Annotated in this window: 18 protein-coding genes; 7 read left to right on the top strand and 11 right to left on the bottom strand. The window is 62.8% G+C overall.

From position 1 onward, the window contains the following. The 5 genes from ASR47_RS17345 to ASR47_RS17325 all read right to left on the bottom strand — a co-directional run bounded on the left by ASR47_RS17345 (position 1) and on the right by ASR47_RS17325 (position 7,268). Positions 1-1,827, bottom strand: coding sequence for a DUF1800 domain-containing protein (locus tag ASR47_RS17345; protein ID WP_065309041.1), 1,827 nt, complete (start codon positions 1,825-1,827; stop codon positions 1-3). Between the two features lie 411 nt (positions 1,828-2,238). Continuing rightward, positions 2,239-3,372: an acyltransferase family protein gene (locus ASR47_RS17340; RefSeq protein ID WP_065309040.1), complete on the bottom strand. Its 1,134-nt coding sequence runs from the start codon at positions 3,370-3,372 to the stop codon at positions 2,239-2,241. 142 nt (positions 3,373-3,514) lie between these two features. Beyond that, positions 3,515-5,773 (bottom strand): arginine/lysine/ornithine decarboxylase, encoded by a 2,259-nt coding sequence (locus ASR47_RS17335; protein ID WP_065309039.1) that lies wholly within the window; start codon positions 5,771-5,773, stop codon positions 3,515-3,517. A 227-nt stretch (positions 5,774-6,000) separates the two neighbouring features. After that, entirely contained in the window at positions 6,001-6,486 is a 486-nt protein-coding gene (locus ASR47_RS17330) for a dihydrofolate reductase (RefSeq protein ID WP_065309260.1), read from the bottom strand. Between the two features lie 53 nt (positions 6,487-6,539). Then, a complete protein-coding gene (locus tag ASR47_RS17325; protein WP_065309038.1) occupies positions 6,540-7,268 on the bottom strand; it encodes an alpha/beta fold hydrolase in 729 nt (242 codons plus the stop codon). 199 nt (positions 7,269-7,467) lie between these two features. Here ASR47_RS17325 and ASR47_RS17320 point away from each other — a divergent pair, with 199 nt between their 5' ends. From ASR47_RS17320 to ASR47_RS17305, 4 genes are all read left to right on the top strand, one after another. Continuing rightward, on the top strand, positions 7,468-8,043 hold the full coding sequence (locus tag ASR47_RS17320) for a TerD family protein (RefSeq protein WP_065309037.1): 576 nt from the start codon (positions 7,468-7,470) through the stop codon (positions 8,041-8,043). Between the two features lie 68 nt (positions 8,044-8,111). Beyond that, positions 8,112-9,362: a TerD family protein gene (locus tag ASR47_RS17315; RefSeq protein ID WP_065309036.1), complete on the top strand. Its 1,251-nt coding sequence runs from the start codon at positions 8,112-8,114 to the stop codon at positions 9,360-9,362. 19 nt (positions 9,363-9,381) lie between these two features. Further along, a complete protein-coding gene (locus ASR47_RS17310; protein WP_065309035.1) occupies positions 9,382-10,722 on the top strand; it encodes a VWA domain-containing protein in 1,341 nt (446 codons plus the stop codon). A gap of 330 nt (positions 10,723-11,052) precedes the next feature. Continuing rightward, a complete protein-coding gene (locus tag ASR47_RS17305) occupies positions 11,053-13,296 on the top strand; it encodes a TonB-dependent receptor domain-containing protein (RefSeq protein ID WP_342670545.1) in 2,244 nt (747 codons plus the stop codon). A gap of 4 nt (positions 13,297-13,300) precedes the next feature. Here the strand turns inward: ASR47_RS17305 and ASR47_RS17300 are convergent, their stop codons facing one another. After that, positions 13,301-14,338: an SMI1/KNR4 family protein gene (locus ASR47_RS17300; protein ID WP_065309033.1), complete on the bottom strand. Its 1,038-nt coding sequence runs from the start codon at positions 14,336-14,338 to the stop codon at positions 13,301-13,303. Beyond that, on the bottom strand, positions 14,338-14,538 hold the full coding sequence (locus ASR47_RS17295; protein WP_065309032.1) for a hypothetical protein: 201 nt from the start codon (positions 14,536-14,538) through the stop codon (positions 14,338-14,340). The genes ASR47_RS17300 and ASR47_RS17295 overlap by 1 nt, the downstream gene beginning before the upstream one ends. Before the next feature lie 79 nt (positions 14,539-14,617). On the opposite strand from ASR47_RS17295, the gene ASR47_RS17290 reads away from it, so the two are divergent. Beyond that, positions 14,618-14,908: a hypothetical protein gene (locus ASR47_RS17290; protein ID WP_065309031.1), complete on the top strand. Its 291-nt coding sequence runs from the start codon at positions 14,618-14,620 to the stop codon at positions 14,906-14,908. An 8-nt stretch (positions 14,909-14,916) separates the two neighbouring features. Here ASR47_RS17290 and ASR47_RS17285 read toward each other — a convergent pair whose 3' ends face one another. Beyond that, a complete protein-coding gene (locus ASR47_RS17285) occupies positions 14,917-15,888 on the bottom strand; it encodes a thymidylate synthase (RefSeq protein ID WP_065309030.1) in 972 nt (323 codons plus the stop codon). Positions 15,889-16,055: 167 nt separating this feature from the next. Between ASR47_RS17285 and ASR47_RS17280 the strand changes: the two genes are divergently transcribed. Both ASR47_RS17280 and ASR47_RS17275 read left to right on the top strand, forming a co-directional pair. Then, a complete protein-coding gene (locus tag ASR47_RS17280; protein WP_082988991.1) occupies positions 16,056-18,818 on the top strand; it encodes a bifunctional diguanylate cyclase/phosphodiesterase in 2,763 nt (920 codons plus the stop codon). 125 nt (positions 18,819-18,943) lie between these two features. Further along, entirely contained in the window at positions 18,944-20,377 is a 1,434-nt protein-coding gene (locus ASR47_RS17275; RefSeq protein WP_065309029.1) for an OmpP1/FadL family transporter, read from the top strand. A 298-nt stretch (positions 20,378-20,675) separates the two neighbouring features. On the opposite strand, the gene ASR47_RS17265 is transcribed toward ASR47_RS17275, so the two are convergent. The 3 genes from ASR47_RS17265 to ASR47_RS17255 are packed head-to-tail and all read right to left on the bottom strand — an operon-like array spanning position 20,676 to position 24,298. After that, positions 20,676-21,755 (bottom strand): threonine aldolase family protein, encoded by a 1,080-nt coding sequence (locus tag ASR47_RS17265; RefSeq protein WP_065309027.1) that lies wholly within the window; start codon positions 21,753-21,755, stop codon positions 20,676-20,678. Positions 21,756-21,770: 15 nt separating this feature from the next. After that, positions 21,771-22,442: a leucine efflux protein LeuE gene (gene leuE / locus ASR47_RS17260; RefSeq protein ID WP_065309026.1), complete on the bottom strand. Its 672-nt coding sequence runs from the start codon at positions 22,440-22,442 to the stop codon at positions 21,771-21,773. A gap of 8 nt (positions 22,443-22,450) precedes the next feature. Beyond that, entirely contained in the window at positions 22,451-24,298 is a 1,848-nt protein-coding gene (locus tag ASR47_RS17255) for an ABC transporter transmembrane domain-containing protein (RefSeq protein WP_065309025.1), read from the bottom strand. Between the last annotated feature and the right edge of the window lie 32 nt (positions 24,299-24,330).

Below are 24,330 nucleotides of genomic sequence, written 5' to 3'. Positions count from 1 at the left end.
TTACTTTTGCACCAGGTAGTCGGTCGAGGCCATGGCCAGGAAAATCGCCAGCTTGACCCGGTTCGCCTGCAGATTGGCGATCTGCGGTCCATTGGTGGTGCTGGCGGCGGGCAGGACGATGCTGTTGACGGCATTGACGATCTGCCCGCGCAGCCTGGACGTCATGGCGCCATTCAGCAGCAGCAGGTCGACCCGGTCGACCAGCGCGTTGGCGTCGGCGCTCGCTGCCAGTTCCTGCGTGTAGTCGGGTTTGACCAGGCGCGCGTCGCCGACGCCAGAATTGACCGCTTCCTGCATGAAGTTCAGGTAGCCGGTGACGGACGGCTCGGAGGTGAGCTGCATTTCAGGCGCCACCAGCCCTGCGCTGGCGATGGCCGAGTTCGGCGGAACGTAAGACGGGCGGTAGTAATTGAAGACCGATGGCGCATTGAGCGGATTGCCTGCCAGGCCGCTCAGCGGGTCGTCCAGGTAGTAGATATTGTAGATGCCGTTGGCGGGCTTGGCGTCGAAGGCGCGCATCCAGTTGGCCAGGCGCAGCAGGGGTTCGCGCAATTTGCCGGTGCGCTGGGTGCTGCCGGGCAGCGCGACCGCTTCGGGGTCGAGCAGCACGGCGCGCACGATGGCCTGCATGTCGCCGCGCACGCCCTTGCCGTTGTTGGCAAACACGGCCGACACGCGGCCCACGTAGGCGGCGCCGGGATTGCTGGTGACCAGGCGCTGGATCAGCTGGCGGCTGAAGAACGGCGCCGCGTTCGGATGGTTGAACAGGGTGTCGAGCGCGACCCTGATGTCGTCGTCGCCGCTGGTGGCGCCGGAGATGGTCTGTCCCAGAAAGCGCTTTTCGCTGGTCGAATGGAAGGCCGGATACATCTGCATCGGCTTGGAGTCGCGCTCGGGATCGGCGATGCTGCCATTGAAACGGCCGGTCGACTGGTCCGGCCCGGCCCAGCTCAGGCCCGTGAATACTTTGGCCAGGCCCGCCACATCCTCGCGCGAGTAGGTATCGATCGGCTTGCCGCCGGACAGTTTCACGCTGCCGTCCGCATTGAGCTGGACCAGGCCGATGGTAAATAACTGCATCACTTCGCGGGCGAAGTTTTCATCGGGCGTGCGGGTACCGGATTCCTTCTGGTTGCGCATGTGGGACAGGTAGATGCCCATCATCGGGTGCCTGGCCACGCCGTCGAGCAGGTTGCGGAAGTTGCCGAAAGCATGCTGGCCCAGCATGTCGTAGTAGCTGGAGGTGCCGCGCACCAGCGGCCGCACCGTCTCGTTCTGCATCGAGATGACGAAAATCTGCGACAGGGCGAACGCCACGCGCTGGCGCAACTGATCTTCGCCGCGGATGGCCTGCTGCCAGAAGGTTTCATAGAATGCCGTGAAGCCGACGCGGGGACCATTGGCGGCGACCTGCGCCGCGATCAACTTGTCCATATAGCTCAGGTGCGTGGTTTGCGGCCTGGCGAATTGGTCGGCGAACCAGGCGTCGCTGTCGCTGGCGGCCAGCGCGTCGATGGCCGCCATGTTCGGGCCGAACGTGGCGCGGCCGAGAAAGCGTGACGCTTCCTTGCGTGTAAACACGCGCCCGGCCACCGGCATGGGCGCTGGCGCCGCCGGCGTGACCACGACTGGCGGTGTGGCCGTGCCCTGGTCCGCCGGTGTCGTCGGGGTGGCGGGTATCGATGGCGTGGACGTCGCTGGCGGCGGATTGGTAACTACCGGTTGCTGCACCGCAGGGGGCTGGCTGTCGCCACCGCCACCACCGCAGGCAGCCAGCAGGCTCAGCAAGGTCGACGCCAGCAGGCGGCGCAAAGTCGTGTGGGTCATTTCATTTCCGTTGTGCAAGTGATTCATGACCAAAACATTGTAAAACCTGGTGTCTATACCTTGGCTCATCAATTTAATGTTTTCGTCTTGACCATTTTTCGGGATGCACGAGGATGGCGAGTGTTTTGGCGAAGAAGAGCGCTCGTTGCATGCACTTTTCATTTTGCAAATAAGAAATATTTTTATTTCTTGGCGGCAAGTGTCGCATATTCGAGACGTATAAATTTCTCTCGATAAAGGTTGTCGGAAAAGCTCATGACGAAGCGAAACCAGCTGCGCGGGAAACCATGGTCGTTACGCCATACGCGTAGCCTGTTTTGGCAATATTGTCACTTTTACTTGCATTTTTGCCGGCACGCCACCCCTGCGGCACGCGGTAGGGATGGCCCTGGCGCTGGCGGTGATCATCGGCTATGAACGCGCCCCATGCGCGGCTGGCAGCACGCAGGCGTTGGCGGGCGCCGGCGCGAGCGAGCAGGGCCGCTCCACCAGCAAATACAGCAGCACTGCCGGCGGCAAGGTGGCCGCCAGCATGGGCGCCAGCATCACCATGAAAAATCCCGCTCCATGGGGATGGGGCGCCACCAGCAGCGCCAGCGCCATGAAGGCGGCCTTGAGCGCCAGGCCGTGGATCAGGTAGTAGGAGTAGCTGATATTGCCCAGCCAGCGCAGCGGCGTCCAGCACAAGGCTTGCGCCAGCAGGCTGTCCGGCTGCCGCAAGCAGCTGAAACACAGCAGGAAAAATGCGCCGCACAGCGCGGCCAGTTTCAGCCATAGCGCCAGCGGTAACAGCAGCATGGTCCATGCCGCCAGCACGGCGCCGCTGGCAAGCAGGGTGCCCGGTACATGACGCACGGGCCCTGCCATGGCCTCGTGGACAAAAATACCGGCGATAAACAACAGCATGCGCGCCGGACCGCCGAAGGTGGCGAAGCCGAACGCCGCCGCTGCCCCCAGGCAGGCGAAAAACAGGCAGCGCCAGCGGCGGCTGCGCAAGCGCAGGCGCAGCGCGCCGACCAGCAAGGCGATCAAGAGGTAGGACAGCATTTCGTAGCTGAGCGACCAGGCCACGCTGATGAACGGCGGCGTGGCGCCAAAACCGGTGAGCAGGAAAAAGTTTCCGGCTATATAGCGCAGTGCCTCCGGCCAAGGCGCCGGTATGCGGTTTTGCGACGGCAGCGCCCACGACAGCAACAGATATATCAGAAACACGCAGGCATAGACCGGATAGATGCGCCGTACGCGGCGGCGCAGGAAGTGGCGCAGGGGTTGCGGACGCCCCAGCAGCGAGCCATAGATCAGATAGCCGCTCAGCACGAAAAACAGGTCGACGCCGGCATTGCCCACCGTATGCAGGCCGCTCGCGATGGTCGCCAGCGTTGTGCCGTCGCTGCGCCAGGGTGCGCTCAGGCTGACATAGTGCACCAGGAACACCAGCAGCACGGCCAGCCCGCGCAGGCCTTCCATTGGCCGCAGCGCCGCGCCGCTACCGGTTTCGGCACGCGAGAGTTCAAAATACGGCGACAGGGCTGAGCGGATGGACATCCGCCGACTATAGCGCTGTGCCAGCGGGCGGCTTTATGGCGGCGCAAGCGGCTGCTGGTCTGCCGCAAGCGTCCAGGCTGGCGTAAACGAAAAACGCCGCCAGACATCAATCCAGGCGGCGTTCAATGGGGCGCAATAAAACTTAATCGTCCTGGCGCACGCAGTCGACAAAGTAACCGCGCTTGCCATCGACTTCACGTTTCACCAGGCCGTGCACGTCGGTCTCGAAGCCGGGGAAGCGCTCGTTGAAGTCGCGTGCGAAGCGCAGGTAGTCGACGATGGTCTTGTTGAAGCGCTCGCCCGGGATCAAGAGCGGAATGCCCGGTGGATACGGCGTCAGCAGGATCGACGTGATGCGTCCTTCCAGTTCGTCGATGGCGACGCGCTCGATTTCGCGGTGCGCCATCTTGGCGAACGCGTCCGATGGCTTCATGGCCGGGATCATGTCCGACAGATACATTTCCGTCGTCAGGCGGGCCACGTCATAGGCCTTGTAGAAGTCATGGATCTGCTGGCACAGGTCGCGCAGGCCCATTTTTTCATAGCGCGGGTTGGCCGCCGCAAATTCCGGCAGGATGCGCCACATCGGCTGGTTCTTGTCGTAGTCGTCCTTGAACTGCTGCAAGGCGGTCAGCAGGGTGTTCCAGCGGCCTTTGGTAATGCCGATGGTAAACATGATAAAGAACGAATACAGGCCGCATTTTTCAATGATGACGCCGTGTTCGGCCAGGTATTTGGTGACGATCGAGGCCGGGATGCCGGTCTCGCCGAACTGGCCGTCCAGCGACAGGCCCGGGTTGACGATGGTCGCCTTGATCGGGTCGAGCATGTTGAAGCCGGGAGCCAGATCGCCGAAGCCGTGCCAGTCGTCCTCGGCGCGTATCATCCAGTCTTCCTGCTGGCCCATGCCTTCGTCGTTGAAACTGTCCGGTCCCCACACCTGGAACCACCAGTCCTGGCCCCACTCCTGGTCGATTTTTTTCATGGCGCGGCGGAAATCGAGCGCTTCCATGATCGATTCTTCCACCAGCGCGGTGCCGCCTGGCGCTTCCATCATGGCCGCGGCCACGTCGCACGAGGCGATGATGGAATACTGCGGCGAGGTCGAGGTGTGCATCAGGTAGGCCTCGTTGAAGGCGTCCTGGTCCAGCTTGACCTGTTCCGATTCGCGCACCAGAATTTGCGAGGCCTGCGACAGGCCGGCCAGCAATTTGTGCGTCGACTGGGTCGAGAAGATCATCGATTCCTTGGCGCGCGGACGGTCCTTGCCGATGGCGTGCATGTTCTTGTAGAAATCGTGGAAGGTGGCGTGCGGCAGCCATGCTTCGTCGAAGTGCAGGGTGTCGATCTTGCCATCCAACATTTCGCGCAAGGTTTCCACGTTGTAGATCACGCCGTCGTAGGTTGACTGCGTGATGGTGAGAATGCGTGGCTTCTTGTTCTTCGCTTCGCGCGCGAACGGATTCGCCTCGATCTTGCGGGCAATGCTTTCCGGCGTGAATTCAGCCAGCGGGATCGGGCCGATAATGCCGAGGTGATTACGCGTCGGCATCAGGAACACGGGAATCGCGCCGCACATGATGATCGAGTGCAAGATCGATTTGTGGCAATTGCGGTCGACCACCACGATGTCGCCAGGCGCCACCGTCGAGTGCCACACCATCTTGTTCGAGGTCGAGGTGCCGTTGGTGACGAAATAGCAATGGTCGGCATTGAAGATGCGCGCCGCATTGCGTTCCGATGCGGCGACCGGGCCGGTATGGTCGAGCAGCTGGCCCAGCTCTTCGACGGCGTTGCAGACGTCGGCGCGCAGCATGTTTTCGCCAAAAAACTGGTGGAACATCTGGCCGATCGGCGACTTCAGGAAGGCCACGCCGCCCGAGTGACCGGGGCAGTGCCACGAGTAGGAGCCGTCATTGGCGTAGTGCACCAGCGCGCGGAAGAACGGCGGCGACAGGCCGTCGAGATAGCTTTTCGCTTCGCGGATGATATGGCGCGCGACGAACTCGGGCGTATCTTCGAACATATGGATAAAGCCGTGCAGTTCGCGCAGGATATCGTTCGGGATATGGCGCGAGGTGCGCGTTTCGCCGTACAGGTAAATCGGAATATCGGCGTTCTTGTGGCGGATTTCTTCGACAAAGGCGCGCAGGGATTTCAACGCCTCGTCGGTTTCCTCGACCGAGCCGGCGCCGAATTCTTCATCGTCGATCGACAGCACAAAGGCCGACGCACGCGATTGTTGCTGGGCAAATTGCGACAGATCGCCGTAGCTGGTCACGCCCAGCACTTCCATGCCTTCTTTTTCCATTGCGGCGGCAAGGGCGCGAATGCCCAGGCCGGACGTATTTTCAGAACGGAAATCCTCGTCAATAATGACGATGGGGAAACGAAATTTCATGCATGTCTCCAAAAAAGCAAGCCGCCCCTGACTTGTGTGGAGGGGCGGACTAGGGCGCGACCGCCGGCGGAACAGTTTGCCAGGCAATCGCAGAAAAAAAATAAGAACGGGATTCTCGCAGAAATGCGGCGTCTGCGGGAAAAAAATATCGTAACGAAATTACGCACAGTGCGCGCCAGCATGCCTGAATGGTGTGACCAGCGTATGACGGCGAAAAAAGCCCGTTTTCAACGCTGGCGCTGCAAAGTGACTAACGCATACGGCAAGCCGGAAGCGTTGGAAACATGCGCCTCGCGCGCCGTTTCCTGCCATTCGGCCTGGTCCAGCTTGGGGAAAAAAGCGTCGCAATCGTAAGTGCCGCCAATTTCCGTGATAATCAGTGTTTCGGTCAGCGCCAGCGACTGCCGGTAAATCTCTGCGCCGCCAATGACAAACCCTTGGGCGCCGTCCAGCAGCGCGATTGCTTCCTGCACCGAGCCGACCGCTTCCACGCCGTCATGACTCCACTGGCTATTTCGCGTGATCACGATATTGCGGCGGTTCGGCAGCGGCCGGCCGATCGAGTCAAACGTCTTGCGGCCCATGATGATGGGGTGGCCGGTGGTGACACGCTTGAAATGCGCCAGGTCTTCCGGCAGCTTCCACGGCAGGGTGTTGTTGATGCCGATGCCGCCTTGTTGGTCGGTGGCGACAATAATGGTCAGTGTGCTCATTGAATCAATCACTTTGCTGTTCTCGATACCTGCCATTATCGTTGATATCGGCCTCACGCTCCAGATGGCGCCGGATTGAGGAAAGCGAGCATGGCGCACGCCAGTTCGGCAGGTGCTTCGAGCGGGATCATATGGCCGCTGGGCGCCTGCAGCAGATGCAGGGTGGCGCGCGGCAGTTGCTGCGCCATCGCCACCAGGTCGGCACTGGCTACCAGCTGGTCGCCCTCGGCGCCGACAATCAGCACCGGAAAGGGCAGGCCAGGCAGGCAGTCCATCAGGTCGGGGCGGTCGAAGGTCTGGGCGAACTGGGCCAGCAGCACGTCCTTGCCCAGGTCCAGCGCCATCTGTCTGATCAGGCCGGTGATGGCGGCATCTTCCAGGTGGGCCGGGTGCAGCAGCTCGCGCAGGCGCTGGCGCGTGATGCCGGCATAGGTATTGCGCTCAAGCAGGGCAATCACGCGCTTGCGCGTGGCGATCTCTTCTTCCGCCAGGCCGCGCGCCGAGTTCGCAATCAGCGTCAGCGAGGCGATCCGTTCAGGATGCCGGACCGCATGCTCCAGCGCCAGGTAGGCGCCCAGCGAAAAGCCGACCAGGTGCGCTTGCGGCGCGCTGAGCGCGGCGATCATGTCCCGCATCTGCTGGCGCGTGCCCGCTTGCTGCAGGGGAATATGGTGGACACTGGCGTGGCCGGCCAGTTCGCGCTCCAGTCTGGCCCACAGGCGCGCATCGCACAAGGTGCCGGGAATCAGGTCGAGGCGGGGGATGGTATTCGGTGCGGTCATGGCTGGAACGGCGGTGCAGGGAGAAGTATTATCGGCCATTTGCAAGAGCGCTGCCGAAGAGGACGCCATCATCTTTTTCTTTATGGCATTATTTTCAATAGTGCGCGTCTGGCACATAGGGACTTTGTGGTAGGCTGGCGACGCTTACCGAATTGGCATCACACTCTTTATCCACTGACTTAATCATAGAGGACATATCATGGCGATCAGTTTGCAAAAAGGCGGCAATGTCAACCTGAGCAAGGAAGCTCCGGGACTGAAAAAAATCGTGGTCGGCCTGGGCTGGGACCCGCGCGCCACCGATGGCGCCGCGTTCGACCTGGACGGCAGCGCCTTCCTGCTGAAAACGGACGGCAAGGCCCGTTCCGATGCCGACTTCATTTTCTATAACAACCTGAAATCGAGCGACGGCTCCGTCGTGCACGCTGGCGACAACACCACCGGCGGCGGCGACGGCGACGATGAAAAGGTCGCCATCGACCTGGCCAACGTGCCGGCCGAGATCGACAAGATCGCCGTCGCCGTGACCATTCACGATGCGGACAACCGCAAGCAGAACTTCGGCATGGTCAGCAAGGCTTATATCCGCTGCCTGAACGGCGACAACGGCCAGGAAATCGCCCGCTACGATCTGTCGGAAGACGGCTCGACCGAAGCGGCGATGATCTTCGGTGAAATCTACCGCGCCGGCAGCGAGTGGAAATTCAAGGCCATCGGCCAGGGTTTCAAAGGCGGCCTGGGGCCTCTGGCCGTATCGTTCGGTATCAACGCATAATCAGTAAGTTCGCCGGGATGGCCTGCGCCGTCCCGGTTCCCGCCCGTTCTTCACTCTCTATTCTGCTTATGGACACTCTGATCAAAGGGCAGCGCCTGGCGCTGGCCGGCCTAGTCACGGGCAACGTTTTGCAACTCGGTATTGCGGGCGAGGGCGTGGCGCTCGACTATGCCTGCTTCGGCCTCGATGCGGCGGGCAAACTATCCGACGACCGCTACATGACCTTCTTCAACCAGCCGCGCACGCCGTGCGGCGCGGTGGAAGTGCGGGCGCCGGCGTGCGACCCTGCCGGTTTCCATTTCGAGCTGGACCGCTTGCCGGCCGCCATCGAGCGGCTGGTGATCACGGCCGCCATCGACGGCGCCGCCACCTTGTCGCAGCTGGGCAGTGGCTATGTGCGCCTGCTCGATGGCGGCCGCGAGCTGGCGCGCTTTGCCTATGGCGGCAAGGATTTCGCCGATGAAAAAGCGGTGATGCTGGGCGAGTTCTACCGCAAGGACGGGCAGTGGCGCTTTATGGCCGTGGGCCAGGGTTTCAATGGCGGGCTCGACGCGCTGGTCAGCCACTTTGGCGGCGAGGTGGCGCAGGCCGTGGCCGAACCGGTGGCGCCAAAAATATCGCTGTCGAAGATTTCGCTGACCAAGCCTGGCCAGACGCATAAATTGTCGCTGGCCAAGGGCGCCGGTGCGCCGAAAAAGCTGATCGTCAAGGCCGCCTGGGTCGACAACGGCGATGGCAGCGACGATAACGACGACCTCGACTTGCGGGTCGGCATCTTGTTGCCGGACGGCCGCATGCGCTGCATCCAGGCGCCGGAAAAGTCGGGCAGTTTCGACGCCATGCCCTATGTGCGCCACCTGGGCGACGTGACCAACGCCACCGGACGCGAGCCGGCCACGGAAACTGTCGAAGTCAATCCCGCACTGGCGCAGTTCTATGGCGGCACGGTGGGCCTGGTGTTCAGCGTCTATTCCGCCGTGGCCAATGGCGCCGTGTCGGTTGCCTCGATGCGCCCGAAAATGGTGATGGAGTATGGCGAGCAGGTGGTCGAGTGCGCGTTTGACTTCCGCGATTCGAGTGCCGCCGGCGATGACGATGTCTATACCTATGTGATTGGTCTGGCGCGCGTGTCCGCCGACAGCATCGTGCTCGAACCGTCGGGCAAAACCTCCGAAGATGGCAGCGAGGCGACGCCGTGGCTGCGCTGGCAGGGCGAGTCCTTGCAGCTGGCGTTTGACGGCCCGGCCGTTTTCAAAGGCGAGGACAAGGAAGACGAGGACGACTACAACGCGGGCAATCCGCGCCGCTATATCGCTTGAGTGAAATAGGGAGAACAGCATGGAAACATTGTCCAAGGGCCAGCGCCTGCCGCTGGTGCAACACGCTGCCGATGGCGCGCTGGAAATTGGCGCCTATGTTCACGGCCTGGCGCTCGACTTTGCCTGCTTCGGCATCGATGCCGCCGGCAAGCTGTCCGACGAGCGCTACATGACGTTTTTCAATCAGCCGCGCACGCCCTGCGGCGGCGTGGAAGCCAAACCGGGCACGCAAGGCGACAACGCCGCGTTTGCTTTCCAGCTGGCGCGCTTGCCGGCCAGCATCGATCGCGTGGTGCTGACGGCCAGCATCGACGGCGGCGCGGTGATGTCGCAGATGCAGTCGGGCCATGTGCGGCTGCAGGCGGGTGGCCGCGAATTTGCCCGCTTCGCCTTTGCCGGCAAGGACTTCGCGCAGGAAAAAGCCGTCATGCTGGGCGAGCTGTACCGCAAGGATGGCCAATGGCGCTTCATGGCCGTCGGGCAGGGTTTCAATGGCGGCCTCGATGCGCTGGTGCGCCATTTCGGTGGCGAGGTCGACCAGGCGGCGCCGGCCGCCGCCGTACCTGCCGCTGTGTCCGCCGTGGTGCAAGCCAAGATCAACCTGGAAAAGCGGGTCGAGCGCGAAGCGCCGCAACTGGTGAGCCTGGTCAAGCAGGCCGGTGTGTCGCTGCAAAAAGTGGGTTTGTCGGAACACCGCGCCAGGGTCTGTTTGTGCCTCGATATTTCCGGTTCCATGGGCCGCTTGTACCGCGACGGCCTGGTGCAGCAGTTCGCCGAGCGCATCCTGGCGCTGGGCTGCAAGTTCGATGACGACGGCGAGATCGACGTTTTCCTGTTCGGCAAGAACGTCCACCAGCCCGATCCGATGGACCTGCGCAACTGCACCACCTATGTCAGCCGCGCCATCGACCATCATCCGCTCGAAGGCGACACGCGCTACGGCCGTGCCATGGAAGCGATCCGCGCATTCTACTTCCCTGACGCGCGTGGCGGCGAGCGTACGCGCCCCTTGCGCGCCGAGCTGCCCGTCTACGTCATGTTCGTCACCGACGGCGGCACCAGCGACCAGGCGACAACGGAAAAGCAGTTGCGCTGGTCCAGCAACGAGCCGATCTTCTGGCAATTCATGGGCATCGGCAAGGGCCGCAAATCGAAAAGCAAATTCCTCGCCGCCTTTGCGGACTCGGATTTCCCCTTTCTGGAAAAACTCGACGAACTGCAGGGGCGCCTGGTCGACAACGCCAACTACTTTTCCGTCAGCTCGCCCGATGAGCACAGCGACGGCGAGTTGTATGATCTCCTGATGACCGAATATCCGGGCTGGCTGAAGCTGGCGCGGCAGCATGGCTTGCTGGCCTGAGCCGCACCTGGCAAGACAGGCGCAGGCACGGCCTGCGCCGCGCACGGCCGCCTGGCAGACCGCTGGGCCAGCCTTGCCGGCCAGATTGATACATGCCGATACACTTTGATACGCCGTGAGGCCTTCTGGCCACAAGTTGCACGAGATTTGTAAATTAAAGTAAATGGCAATTCTTTCAAGCTGCGTCTGACCCTCGATCCCCCTTAAAATCGATGCCAATGATGCAGCTCGCCAAGCAAGCGCTGCGCAGTATTCCATTCCTGGCGTTCTTACTCACTACTTCAGTTCATGCAAAAAATCGTACTTTGCTGCCTCGCCGGCGGCAGCCTTTTGTCCGCCAATACCGCCGTCCAGGCGCAGACCCAGGCCGTGGTGACGGCCGCCACGCCTGCCAAGGCCGTGCCGGTTGCCAAAGTACCGGCGGCCGACACCACGCCCTCCGTCAGCGTCACCGCCGAACGCCCCACCGGGCGCATCGACCGCCAGGTCTATGACGTCAAGTCCGACGTCAGCAGCACCAACGGCACGGCGGCCGACGCGCTCAACAATGTGCCGTCGGTGGCGGTCGACCCGGACGGCACGGTGTCGCTGCGCGGCAGCAGCAATGTGCAGATCCTGATCGATGGCAAGCCGTCGGCCATGCTGCAGGGCGATTCGCGCGGCGCGACCCTGAACGCGATGGCGGCCGACGATATCGAGTCGGTGGAAGTGATCAACAACCCCGGCGCGCAGTTCGGCAACGAGGCTGGTGGCGGTCCCATCCTGAACCTGGTGATGCGGCGCAACCGCAAGCCCGGTGGCTTTGCCACCGTCAACGCCAACGCCGGCATTGCCGGGCGCTACAACACCTCGACCTCGGGCACCTATAACGAAGGCCCATGGGGCTTTCAGGGCGGCATCAATTTCCGCCATGACGGGCGCAATTCGACAGGCGAGACCAGCCGCGAGCGGCTCGACCGCCAGACCGGCGCGTTCGCGCCCAGCAGCCAGAGTTCCGTCAGCAATGGCCTGAACGATTCCCTGGGCGTGAACGGCGCCGTCAACTACAACCTGGGCGCCAGCGACACCCTGGCCGCCAGCGTGTCGTACAACGGGCGCAGCAACGACGCGCGCTCGGCCGACCGCTATATCAACGGCGACAGCCTGGGCAACACCATCGGCGACTATGTGCGCAGCACCCTGCGCAACGGCGACAGCCGCAACTACAGCTGGGGCGCACGCTATGACCACAAGGGCGAGTTGCCGGGCGAAACCCTGAAGATCGACCTGCGCGTCTCGTCGTCCGATAATGAAAATACCAGCGACTACGCCAACGTCTATGCGCTCGCCACCGGCAATGCGCAAGACAGCCGCGCGCGCCAGCACAGCGACACGGGCAACCGCATCATCGACTTCAGCGGCGACTACGAGCGGCCGCTGGCCGGCGGCACGGCCAAGCTCGGCTACAAGGTGGCCGACAACAAGAGCAGTTTCGATACGCTCTATACCGACATCCATCCTTCGAGCCTCGGTGAAACGGTGAACGCCATGCGCAGCAACCGTTTCGAGCTCGACGAGCGCACCATCGCGCTGTATGGTTCCTACCAGATGCGCCTGTCCGAACGCTGGGGCGCGCTGGCCGGCCTGCGCGCCGAATACACGGACCTGGACGTGCGCCAGATCACGGGCGGCATCGAGGCCGGCAACAGCTATGTCAACTATATTCCCAGCCTGTTTGCCACCTACAAGGTCAATGACGAGAGCAATCTGCGCTTCAGCTACGCGCACCGCATCCGCCGGCCCAATGCGGGCGACCTGAACCCCTATGTGGTGTACCGCGACGAATTCAATGTCTCGTCCGGCAATCCGCAGCTGCGCCCGACCCAGACCGATTCCTTCGAGGTCGGCTATGAAACCAAATTGTTCGGCCTGGAAAGCAGCTTGCGCGGCTATCACCGCCGCGACAAGGACGCCATCGTCGACTACCGATACTTCATCAGCGACAATGTGCTCCTGACCACGCGCGAAAACGGCGCCGGCAGCCATGCCAGCGGGCTGGAGTTCAGCCTGTCTGGCAAGCTGACGCCGTCGCTGACATTGAACACCAGTGGCAACCTGGCGCGCAACCAGCAAACCTCGCAGGATGACCTGGGCAACCGCAGCACGCGTACCGTCAATTCCCTGAGCGGCCGCGCGCGCCTGAACTACCAGCTCAATCCCGCCAACCAGCTGCAGCTGGCCTTGCAGATGCAGGGCAAGACCTTGTCTGGCCAGGGCTACCGCTCACCGAACAACACGCTCAACATGAGCTGGCGCCATATGCTCACGCCGCAGCTGAACCTGGTCATGAATGTGACGGATGTGTTCAGCACCAACAAGATGGAAACCGTCATCAACAGCGCCTCGCTGCGCGAAACGAGCACGCGCCGTTTCGATGGCCGCATGATTTATGTGGGCCTGTCGTACCGTCTGGGCGGCGCCAGTTCGGCGGCGAAAGAGGGCGAGCGCGAACCGCGCTTCGGGCCGCCGGGCGGCCGCGGACCGGGCGGACCAGGTGGCCCTGGCTCCGGTGGCCCGGGCGGTGAAGCGGGTTGAACCATCAGGCCTGCGCGACTTCCTTGAGGAAGTCGGCAAAGCTGTCCGCATGGCGCGCGAACTCCCACGCCCCGCGGCCATGTTCGGCCGTATAGACGGGCGCGTCGCCGCCAGCGATGGCCGACAGGTCCAGGCAATACGGGTCGGCGCCCGCATCGGCGATCACCACGTAATGCGCGGGCCAGTTGGCGATGGCTTCCTGGTCGACCGGATTGTACGAGTAGCCGTGCTGGGCCTTGAGCAATTCTGACGCGCCGTACAGATGCAGGCCCTGGAAATAGCGCTGGCTGTCGATATACACGCGCAGCGGCGAAAAACGTGCGAGAAAATCGCGGTAGTGCGAGGGCAGGGTCCAGCGCGCGTCGATGGCGGCCAGGTCGGCCGGGCTGGCAATCACCAGCCAGTTCGACGGGCGGGCCGGGTCGTGCTTCTTCTTGCGTTTGGCCGCGAGTTTTTTTGCCAGCCTGGCGGCCGCTTTTTCCAGCACCGTTTCCGGCGCTTCCAGCGACGCATGCGTGGCCGGTGGCGCATGGCCCGCGCCATCCGGGTAGCCGGCGCGTTGCCAGGCCAGCACATCGCCGAGCGGCAGGCTGTCCGCTTTCCAGTGGCCGGGATCGGGCGACAGGCCGGCGTCAAACGGCTGGCGGCTCAGCATGGCCAGGCTTTTCACGGCCTTGGCCCTCACGTCCAGCCGCAAGTCGCTTGACATGGCCAGCGCGACAACGCTGTCGTACGCGTCCTTGCCCCGGCTTTTCAGCAAGCCGTCGATGCCCCAGTAAGCCAGGTCCGGCATGGTCACGGCCCAGTTGAAAAAGTCGGGCAGCTCCTGCGGTTCCATCAATTTCACGATCTCGTTGACCAGCGAGCTGCGCCAGTGCAGCAACTGGCCGTCGCGCGCATAGGCCATCAGGATGTCGAGCACGGCCACGCGGTCGGTCTCGCCGAATTTCTTGATCAGCCGGTCCTTGAGCACGGCAAATTTCACGCCGCTGGTTTCATCAAACAGTTTGCGGTGCAGCGCCGCCAGTGGTGTGACCGCCATCAGGCCGCCATCGGCTGCTTGAGCAGTTGCTGCAGGGGCGCGCCTTGGGTGAGTTTAAAAGGTGTCATCATGTTCCTGATTATGCGTTTGTCCAGCTCGCAGCGAGCCTGTGCTCGGCCGTACGGGCGTCTGATGATTTTACAAGAAACATGCTTGTTCATGAAATATTTCATGAATTGCAACATCGCGGCGGTGAGCATGCCGTCACGGCCCGAACCTCCTGTTTTGCCTTGAGTGTCATATCATGGCGGCTTCACGATATCAGGCGGGCTAAAAACGATGAGAGCATATTTCAACACCAGCGTGTTTTTGAGTTGTCTGCTGTCCATCGTGTATCTTCTTTTGATGCGCGCCCCTTTTCCCATGGCCAGTGACGGCAACGGGCCCGACGGCAGAGCCGTGCTCGCTTATCTTGTCTCTATTCTTGCCTGGATCGTGCATGGCCATACGCTTGTGTTTGGGCTTTTTCTATATGGCAAGAATAAAAAGGCGACCCAAATAGCCTTCGGCATTCTGGTCGCCAGTGCGCTGTTACTTTCGTTTCATGCAGTTAAAGCAATGATGAGATGACAGCGCCATCAGACCGCCATCGCCGCCTTGATCGGCGCGTGGTGTTCATAGCCCTCCAGCGAGAAATCGGACGGCTCGATTTTTTCCAGCCATTCCGGCTCGTACTTGCCGGTTTTGGCGAAGTCCGGCACGCGCTCGGCAATCACGAAGTGGGGCGCGGCGAACGGGGTGCGCTTGAGTTGCTCCTGCACCATGTCAAGGTGGTTTTCATAGATATGGGCGTCGCCGATAAAATACGTGAACCAGCGCGGCGCGTAGCCGGTCAGGCGCGCCACCAGGTGCAGCAGGGCCGCGCCTTCGGCGATATTGAAGGGCGTGCCCAGCCCGATGTCGTTGCTGCGCACATACAGGCACAGCGAGATTTCACGCGTAGTGGCGTTCGGGATGAACTGATACAGCAAATGGCAGGCGGGCAGGGCGACGGCGTCGAGCACGGCCGGGTTCCAGCCGTGGAACAGGATGCGGCGGCTGCCCGGGTTGTTGATGATGGTGTCCAGGCATACGCGCAACTGGTCGACGGCCTTGTACAGCAGCACTTTTTGCACGCCTTCTTCAACCATGGGTGCCACCAGCGTAAAACCGTTGGCCTGGGCGTCGGCAATCTGGGCCGGTGCGCTGGCATCGAGCAATTTGTAGGCCGGCCACTGGCGCCACTGCACGCCGTACACGGGGCCCAGGTCGTCCTCGCCTTCGCGGTAGGGATTCGCCAGCCACTGCGCGTTTTCGTTGGCGTTCTGGTCCCATACCTTGCAGCCCAGCGCGCGGAACTCGCTGGCATTGCGCGAAGCGCGCAGGAAGGCGCACAATTCGCCAATCACGGATTTGAAGGCCAGCTTCTTGGTGGTGACGGCAGGAAAACCGGCGGCCAGGTCGAAACGCATCATGGCGCCAGGCACGCTCAGGGTACGGATGCCGGTGCGGTTGTCTTGCCAACTGCCAGTGTCGAGGACGGTCTTGATCAACTCTTGATATTGCTGCATGTTACGCTCCAACGGTAAGGACGGTAATTGTAACGCAGCAGGCTGTTTCGCCTTGCATCATGCTCGCACCTTGCAGATATTGCTATCTTAAATTAGCTACAAGCATGACTCTGTGGTAACTTATGTGTACATAAAGAAATAATCAAGAAACGGCAGATCCCCGCATCATGTTCCTGCGACAATTTTTCAAGCGCCATCACACCGCCATGACGCAGATGGGCAAGGCCGACTTCCTGAAACCCAACCTGCGCCTGATCCTGGCCTGGCCATTGCTGGGCCTGGCCCTGTGCGCCGTGCTGTGGGCGGCCACCATGCTGCAGCTGGAAGCGGAAAAGCAGGTGGCGCAGCAGCAGGCGCTGGACAACGTGTCCTCGCTGTCGAAAGCCTACAGCCAGTATCTGCTGCGCACCGTCGAGCAGATGGACCAGCTGACCTTGCAGCTCAAGTATGAATGGGAAAACGCCGGCGGCAAGCTCAGTCTGGAGCAGCTGAAAACGCGCGGCATGTATGCCTTGCCGCAGTTTGCCATCGTCGCCATCTTTGACCGCAAGGGCCATGCCGTGACCACCACGGCGCCGGTGCAGCGCCTGCGCGCCAGCGAGCGCAGCGACTTTTTGCTGCGTCACTGGCGCAGCAATTCCAGCGCCTTGCGCATTGCGCTGGGCAAGGAGGGCGAGGAAGCCGATACCGGCCAATCCGGCAGCCTGGTGCATTTCACGCGCCGCCTCGAGGACGCCGATGGCAACTTCGACGGCGTGCTGCTGATCTCCATCCATTCCGCGTATTTTTCCGAATTCTACGACAGCGTCAATTTCGGCAAGCTGGGCATGTCGGCCATGGTCGGCGAGGAGGGCGAACTGCTCAGCGTGCGCCTGGGCGCCACCGTGCTGGCGCCGCGGGGCACGCCGTTTCTCGACACCAGTTTTTTGGATGGCGACAGCGGCGCCATGCAGTCGGCCGGGCGCACCGCGTTTGCCGACGCGCAAAGCCGCTATGTGGGCTGGCAGGCTTTGAAGGCCTATCCGTTTACGGCCGTGGTGGCGCTGGCCGACACGCAAGTGCTGCAACCCTACCAGGAAACGCGCACGATTTACCTGGGCATCGCCTCGGCCGTCAGCCTGCTGCTGCTGGCCTTTACCTGCATCGCCACCGGCTTGTCGCTGCGCCTGGCCTGGCGCCACCATCAGTCCGAGGGCGTGCGCAACGCGTATCGGATGGCGACCGAAGGCACCAGCGACGGTTTTTACATTATCGCCGCGCTGCGCGGTGACGACGGCGCCATCATCGATTTCGAGCTGGTTGACTGCAACGAGCCGGGCGCCGATTTTTTCGGCGTGCGCCGCGAGCAGTTGCTGGGCATGCGCCTGCAGTCGCGCGCCGACGAGCCGTATTTCCGCGACCTGATGCATAACTACCGGGCCGCCATGGTGTCGGGCTTTTCGGAAGAAGAGATCGAACTGGCCGAAGGCAATCCGTTCAAGCTGCGCTGGATACGCCGGCGCCTGGTGCGCAGCGGCGACCGCCTGGCCGTCACCCTGCAGGATATCAGCGCAGCCAAGCTGCACGAACAGGACCTGCGGCGCCTGGCCAACGAAGACGGCCTGACGGGCCTGCCGAACCGCTACTGGCTGCAGCAGTTCCTGCCCGAAGCGCTGGCCAGGGCGGCGCGCGACGGCCATATGCTGGCGCTGTTGTTCATCGACTTCGACGGCTTCAAGGACATCAACGACACCCAGGGCCATGCCGAAGGCGACAAGGTGCTGCGCGCGGCCTCGCTGCGCCTCAATGCCGTGCTGCGCCCGGGCGACCATGTGGTGCGCCTGGGCGGCGACGAATTCGTGGTGCTGCTCGATCCGGTCGACGATGACAGCCGCGCCGAACAGGTGGCGCAGCGCATCGCCATGGCGTTTGACGAACCGTTCTACCTGGGCGCAGAACGCCACAAGATGGGCGCCTCGATCGGCATCAGCATGTATCCGCGCGACGGCGCCGAGACCGACGTGCTGATGAAGAATGCCGACATCGCCATGTACGCCGTCAAGACGGCCGGCAAGGGCCATCATCGTTTCTTCCAGCCGGCCCTGTTCGAAACCATCCGCCACCGGCGCGAGCTGGAACAAAGCCTGGTCACCGCGCTGGAGCAGGATCAATTCCTGGTGGTCTACCAGCCGCGCGTCGACACCATGAGCGGCCTGCTGTGCAGCATGGAAGCGCTGGTGCGCTGGCAGCATCCGCAGCACGGCATGGTGCCGCCGCTGGAATTCATCCCGGTGGCCGAGAGCAGCGGCCTGATCTCGCAGCTGGGCGAGGTGGTGATCGAAAAAGTCTGCCAGCAGATGGCGCGCTGGAAAACCTATGGACTGGAGCTGGTGCCGGTGTCGATCAACGTCTCGGCGCGCCAGTTCGGCCGCGGCGATGTGCACCGCGTGCTGGCCTCGGCGCTGGCCCGCCATGGCATCGACGCGCGCCTGATCGAGGTCGAGATCACCGAGTCGGCCATGATGGATGAACAGAACCGCGCCGTGGAGCAGCTGGCGGCAATCCGCGCGCTGGGCGTGCGCCTGCTGGTCGACGACTTCGGCACCGGCTACTCGTCGCTGTCGCAGTTGCAGAAGTTCGCCATGGACGGCCTGAAGATCGACCGCGCCTTCACCATGGAGCTGGGCCGCTCGGAGCAGGGCGAAGTGTTCGTGCGGGCGATCGTGTCGATGGCCCATGCGCTGGGCATGAGCGTGGTGGCCGAAGGGGTGGAAACGCGCGAGCAGCTCGACATGCTGCATGCGTTGCACTGCAACGAAGTGCAGGGCTATTTCATCTCGCGCCCGGTGCTCGCCGAGCAGATGCTCGAACTGATGCTCAAGCGCTTCCTGATCGATCATCCGGCGCAGCCACGGTCGCATCCGCACACCCCCTGCAGCCTCGCTTCGTAAAAAAGAGCGATCGTTCGCTTTTTTTTCCAAACTCGGCTATGCTTGCCGCATGTCGACCGTGACGCGCGTCACGCTTGACATGCCCGAGACAAAACAAGCCTGCCAAACAATAAAGAGAGACTCACTTGAAACCATCGTATCTGCCCCTGCTCATCGCCGCCGCACTGGCCGGCCTGTCCACCACCGCCCAGGCATCGGGCTACCGCTTCGGCTCGCAAAGCGTGTCCGGCCAGGGTAGCGCCGACGCCAATGGCGCCGAAGCGTCCGACGCCTCGACCATTTTCTACAACCCGGCCGGCATGTCGCGCCTGGAAGGCACGCAGCTGCTCGGTGGCGGCACCCTGGTGCTGCCGCATTCGACGTTTCAGGACACCGGTTCGCGCACCTTCACCAACCGCGTGTCCGGCGGCACCACCAAGGATTACGCGCCGGACGCCGTGTTTGCGCCAGCCCTGTACGCCAGCAAGAAGATCAATGAGCAGTGGACCATCGGCGCCGGCCTGTTCGTGCCGTATGGCGCCAAGCTCGATTACGGCAACGACTGGAGCGGCCGCTACGCGATCACCAATATCAAGCTCGAAGCCATTGCGCTGAACCCGTCGGTCTCGTTCAAGGCCAATGAACATCATTCCTTCGGTTTTGGCGTGACCGCCGAACACATGAAGGCCGAACTGGGCCAGGCCGTCGATGTGCCGGGTTCCGTGGCCTTTCTGGCGCAGCACGCGCCGGCCGCCTCGACCGCCTTCATCAACAATATCGCCCGCACCCAGGGCCTGGCTGCGGCGCAAGCTGCCGGCGCGGCCCTGCGCGGCGCCAGGGATGGCCATGCCGAGATGGATGGCGACGACTGGGGCTTCGGCTTCAACCTTGGCTACCTGTACCAGCCGACCGAAAGCACGCGCGTCGGCATCGCCTACCGCTCGTCGATCTCGCACAAACTCAAGGGCGACACCGTGTGGGACTTCTCGCAGGTGTCGAACAACGCGGCCGTGAACGGCTTTATCGCCGCCGCGTCGCGCAAGGTCAACTCGGGCGCGCTGGTGGAACTGCGCACGCCGGAAACCTTGTCCATCAACGGTTTTCACCAGATGGACGACAAATGGGCGCTGATGGGTGACGTGACCTGGACCCGTACTTCGCGCCTGCAGAACCTGGACATCCAGTTCCCGCCGACGGCCGAAGGCGACGAGCGCATCCGCCAGCAGTGGAAGGACACCTACCGCGTCTCGCTGGGCACCAACTACAAATACAGCGAGAACCTGCTGCTGCGTGCCGGTATCGCCCACGACCAGGCGCCCGTGCGCAGCGCCGAACTGCGCCACCCGGCACTGCCGGACAGCGACCGCATGCAATACTCGATCGGCGCCAACTGGAAGCTGAACGCCAATTCCTCGCTGGACCTGGCCTACAGCTTCATCGACTTCAAGGACGCCGCCGTCAATTACACGAATCTCTGCTCGCCGGTGACGGTCGGTTGCACGGGTAATGGTGAAACCACCAGAGGCCTGTTCAAAACCCGCATGCAGTTGCTGGGTGTCGCTTATAACTACAAGTTTTAAGTGACTGCGGGCTGATGGTGCTCATTCAGCCCGCCGACGCATTTAAAGGCGCGAGGTGTAAAAACGTAAAAATGGCGGGCCGGAGACGCGAGCCTGAGAAAATGCCGATGGCGGCGTTGCAGCTTCCTTGTCGTACATTCGTACTGCCTGCGTCGCTGCGCCTTGCCCTCGACATTTTTCAGGCCCGCTTGGCCCGATAGGCCTGTGCGAGCGGCTCGGATTTTAATTCGCTTTGCAGGTGTGCTGGTGGCGTAGGGGGCTAACTTGACGGTACCAGCCTGCGCGGGTTTTTTTCGTTCTAGAATCCCTGAACCAGCAAATCCAGAGCTTGTCGCACAGTTTCGTCTGGCATCTCCAGCAACTGATCCCCCACATACCATTCCACCACGCTATGCTCCGGCAGCGCCGCATGGCTGGCGCGGCCGAACAGCCAGATGCCGTGTTCCTCGGCCACCTGGTTGCGGATCGCGATCGCCCGTTCGCGCGACACAGGCAGATGCAGGTGCAGCATATTGGCTTGCGGGCGGGCCGGATTGACGGCGATCGCCGGATAATCCTTCAGTACCTGATACAGCCACTGCGTGCGCGCAAAGTAGCGCGGCATGGCGGCGATGCGTGCGTCGAACTGCATCGCGGCGGCCACCACATACGGCGTGCGGTGCACGATATTGCCGCCCTGGCGGTGGAACCAGGCGCGCGCCCTGGCGACAAACGCCGGGCTACCGGCCAGCACGGCGCCGCCCAGTCCCGCAATGCCCTTGTACAGCGACACATAGACCGAATCGAAGCCGTCGCAAATCGACGCCAAAGGCTGGCCGAAACCGGCTTGCGCCTCCCACAGGCGCGCGCCATCCATGTGCAGATGGATATTGTGCTCGCGGCAGTGGCGCTTGATGTCGTTCAGCTCATTCCACGACGGGCACTGGCCGCCGATCTCGCGCATCGGCAACTCCACCTGCGCCGCAGCCAGGGCATCGGGCACGGCGCGCAAGTCGTCCACCATCCAGGGCCGGTGCGCATCGCCTATGAACAGGGCCTTGAAATGGTCGAGCAGTTCATGGTTGCCGCGTTCGTGGCGCAGGATATGCGAGGTCGGGTGCAGGGCCACCAGGCGCGAGCCGCGGTCCTGGCAGGCCAGGCGCAGCGCGGTGACCTGGGTCATGGTGCCGGTGATGCAGAAGACAGCCGCTTCAAAACCCAGCAGCTTGGCGATCTTGTTTTCGAACGCTTCGATCAGCGCACCCTCGCCATAGGTATCGTGCGCCACCTCGTTGGCCTCGCACCAGGCGGCCATGGCGGCAAAGGTGGCGGCGGGCGTGGGCTGGCGCTGGCCCGGCAAGATCGTATGGCAGCGCTGGCGCAGTTCAAGATCGGTCATGCGAAACTCCGTGGCTTACAAGGTGGCGGTGGCCAGTTTCGCGCCAAAGCCGATAAACATGGCGCCCACGCCGCCGCCCATGCCGGCCGACAGGCGGCGACGGCGGCGGAAGGTCTGGGCCAGCCGCGCGCCGAGGAAGATGATGGCGGTCAGGTAGGTAAAACTGAGCACCTGGCAGATCAGGCCCAGGCCGACAAATGACAGCGCCGGCGCGGCAAACTTCGGATCGACGAACTGGATAAAGAAGGAGATGAAGAACAGGATCGCCTTCGGGTTCATCAGGCTGATGATCAGCGCCTTGCGAAACGGATTGCTTTCCTTCTGCGTCACCGGCGCTGCGGCAGCCGTTTCCGTGGATTCTTTTGCGCGCAGCTTGCGCCAGCAGCCCAGCAGCATTTGCAGGCCGATCCAGCCCAGGTAGGCCGCGCCGATGTACTTGACCACATAAAACAGGGCAGGGCTGGCTTTGAGCAGGGACGCCACGCCGCAGGCCGACAGCACCATCAAAATCAGGTCGCCGAGGAAGATGCCGCCAGCGCCCTGGTAGGCCGGCCGCACGCCGCGCTGGGCGGCCACCGACAGCACATACATCGAATTGGGGCCGGGCAGGATCACGATAAAGACCGTGCCGAGCAAAAAAGTCCAGAAGTCGGTAATGCCCAGGCTGGCGTGGAAAAAAGCGTTCATGGCGGCACTCAGTTGATCTGCACGTTGTGGAACTGCAGCGCGGCCAGGTTGGCGTAGATGCCTCCCAGGGCGACCAGCGACGCATGCGTGCCGGTCTCGACGATCTTGCCGTCCTCCATGACGATAATGCGGTCGGCGCGCTGCACGGTGGCCAGGCGGTGCGCGATGATGACGGTGGTGCGGCCGACCATGGCCGCTTCCAGCGCCTTTTGCACCAGGCGCTCCGATTCGGCGTCCAGCGCGCTGGTGGCTTCGTCGAGCAGCAGCAGCGGCGGGTTTTTCAGCAGGGCGCGCGCGATGGCGATGCGCTGGCGCTGGCCGCCGGACAGGCGCACGCCGCGCTCGCCGAGGAACGATTTGTAGCCGTTCGGCAGGCGCTCGATGAATTCGTGGGCCGCCGCCATCTTTGCCGCCGCGATCACTTCCTCGTCGCTGGCGTTGGCGCGGCCATAGCGGATGTTTTCCATCGCGTCTGCCGAGAAGATCACCGTGTCTTGCGGCACGATGCCGATGGCGTCGCGCAGGGTATGCAGGTCGAGCTGTTTGATGTCGACGCCATCGAGACGGATGCCGCCGCTTTGCGGATCATAAAAACGCAAAAACAGCTGGAACAAGGTGGTCTTGCCGGCGCCCGACGGGCCCACCACGGCGACGGTTTCGCCGGCGCGGATATCGAGGCTGACGTGGTCGAGGGCGGCCGTGTCGGGGCGCGACGGATACGAGAACATCACGTCATCGAGGCTCAGTGCCGCGCCATTGGCGGCGCGCGCCGGCAGCGCCAACGGTGTTACAGGCGACTCGATCTCCGATTTGACGGCCATCAGTTCGAGCAGGCGTTCGGTGGCGCCGGCCGCGCGCTGGGCTTCACCCATCACTTCGGACAGGGCGCCGATGGCGCCGGCCACGATGGACGCGTACAGGATGAACTGGCCCAGGTCGCCGCCCGTCATCGAGCCGTCGAGCACGGCGCGCGCCCCCAGCCACAGCACGAAGACGATGGCGCCGAACACCAGCAAGATGGCGATCATGGTCAGCATGGCACGCGCGCGGATGCGGCGCATGGCTGTCAAGAACGCGCCTTCGACCGAGTCGCCAAAGCGTTTCGACTCGATGTGTTCGTGTGTAAACGCCTGCACGGTCGGCATGGCGTTGAGGATTTCGCCGGCCATGGCCGAGGCGTCGGCGATGCGGTCCTGCGAATCGCGCGACAGTTTGCGCACCTTGCGGCCGAACACGATGATGGGCACGATCACCAGGATCAGCAGGCCGATAATGATGCCGGCCAGCTTGGCGCTGGTGACGAACAGCATCACCAGGCCGCCGAGGAACAGCAGCACGTTGCGCAGCGCCATCGAGATGCTGGTGCCGACCACGGCCTGTATCAGGGTGGTGTCGGTGGTGATGCGCGACAGCACCTCGCCGGTCTGCGTGGTTTCAAAAAACTCGGGGCTTTGCGTGACCACATGGCGGTACACGGCGCTGCGGATATCGGCCGTGACGCGCTCGCCCAGCCACGACACGGTATAAAAACGCGCGGCCGTGGCCAGCGCCAGGACCGACGCCACGCCGAACAGCGCCAGGAAAACCAGGTCGACATGCTTGATGCTGCTCGAACCGGCCGCGCCGCCGAAACCGAGGTCGATCATCTGCTTGAAGGCGGCGGGAATCGCCAGGGTGGAGGCGGCGGCCACCACCAGCGCGATGCCAGCGAGCATGAACTGCTTGCGGTACGGCGCCAGGAAGGGCATCAGGCCCTTGAAGGCGGCCAGGCTGCCTTTTTGCAGTTCGCGGCCGCTGCCGGTTGCGGCGGGTGCTGTGCTGATGGTGGTCTTGCTTGCTTCGGTGCTGGTTGTCATTGGTTTTCGCTTTGATTTACTTATTCCTGATC

Origin of the sequence: Janthinobacterium psychrotolerans, assembly GCF_001677885.1 — a bacterium.
In the GTDB taxonomy this organism is placed as follows: domain Bacteria; phylum Pseudomonadota; class Gammaproteobacteria; order Burkholderiales; family Burkholderiaceae_D; genus Janthinobacterium; species Janthinobacterium psychrotolerans.
The sequence above is the reverse complement of the archived record's forward strand: the minus strand, read 5'-3'. Positions and strand labels throughout refer to the sequence as shown.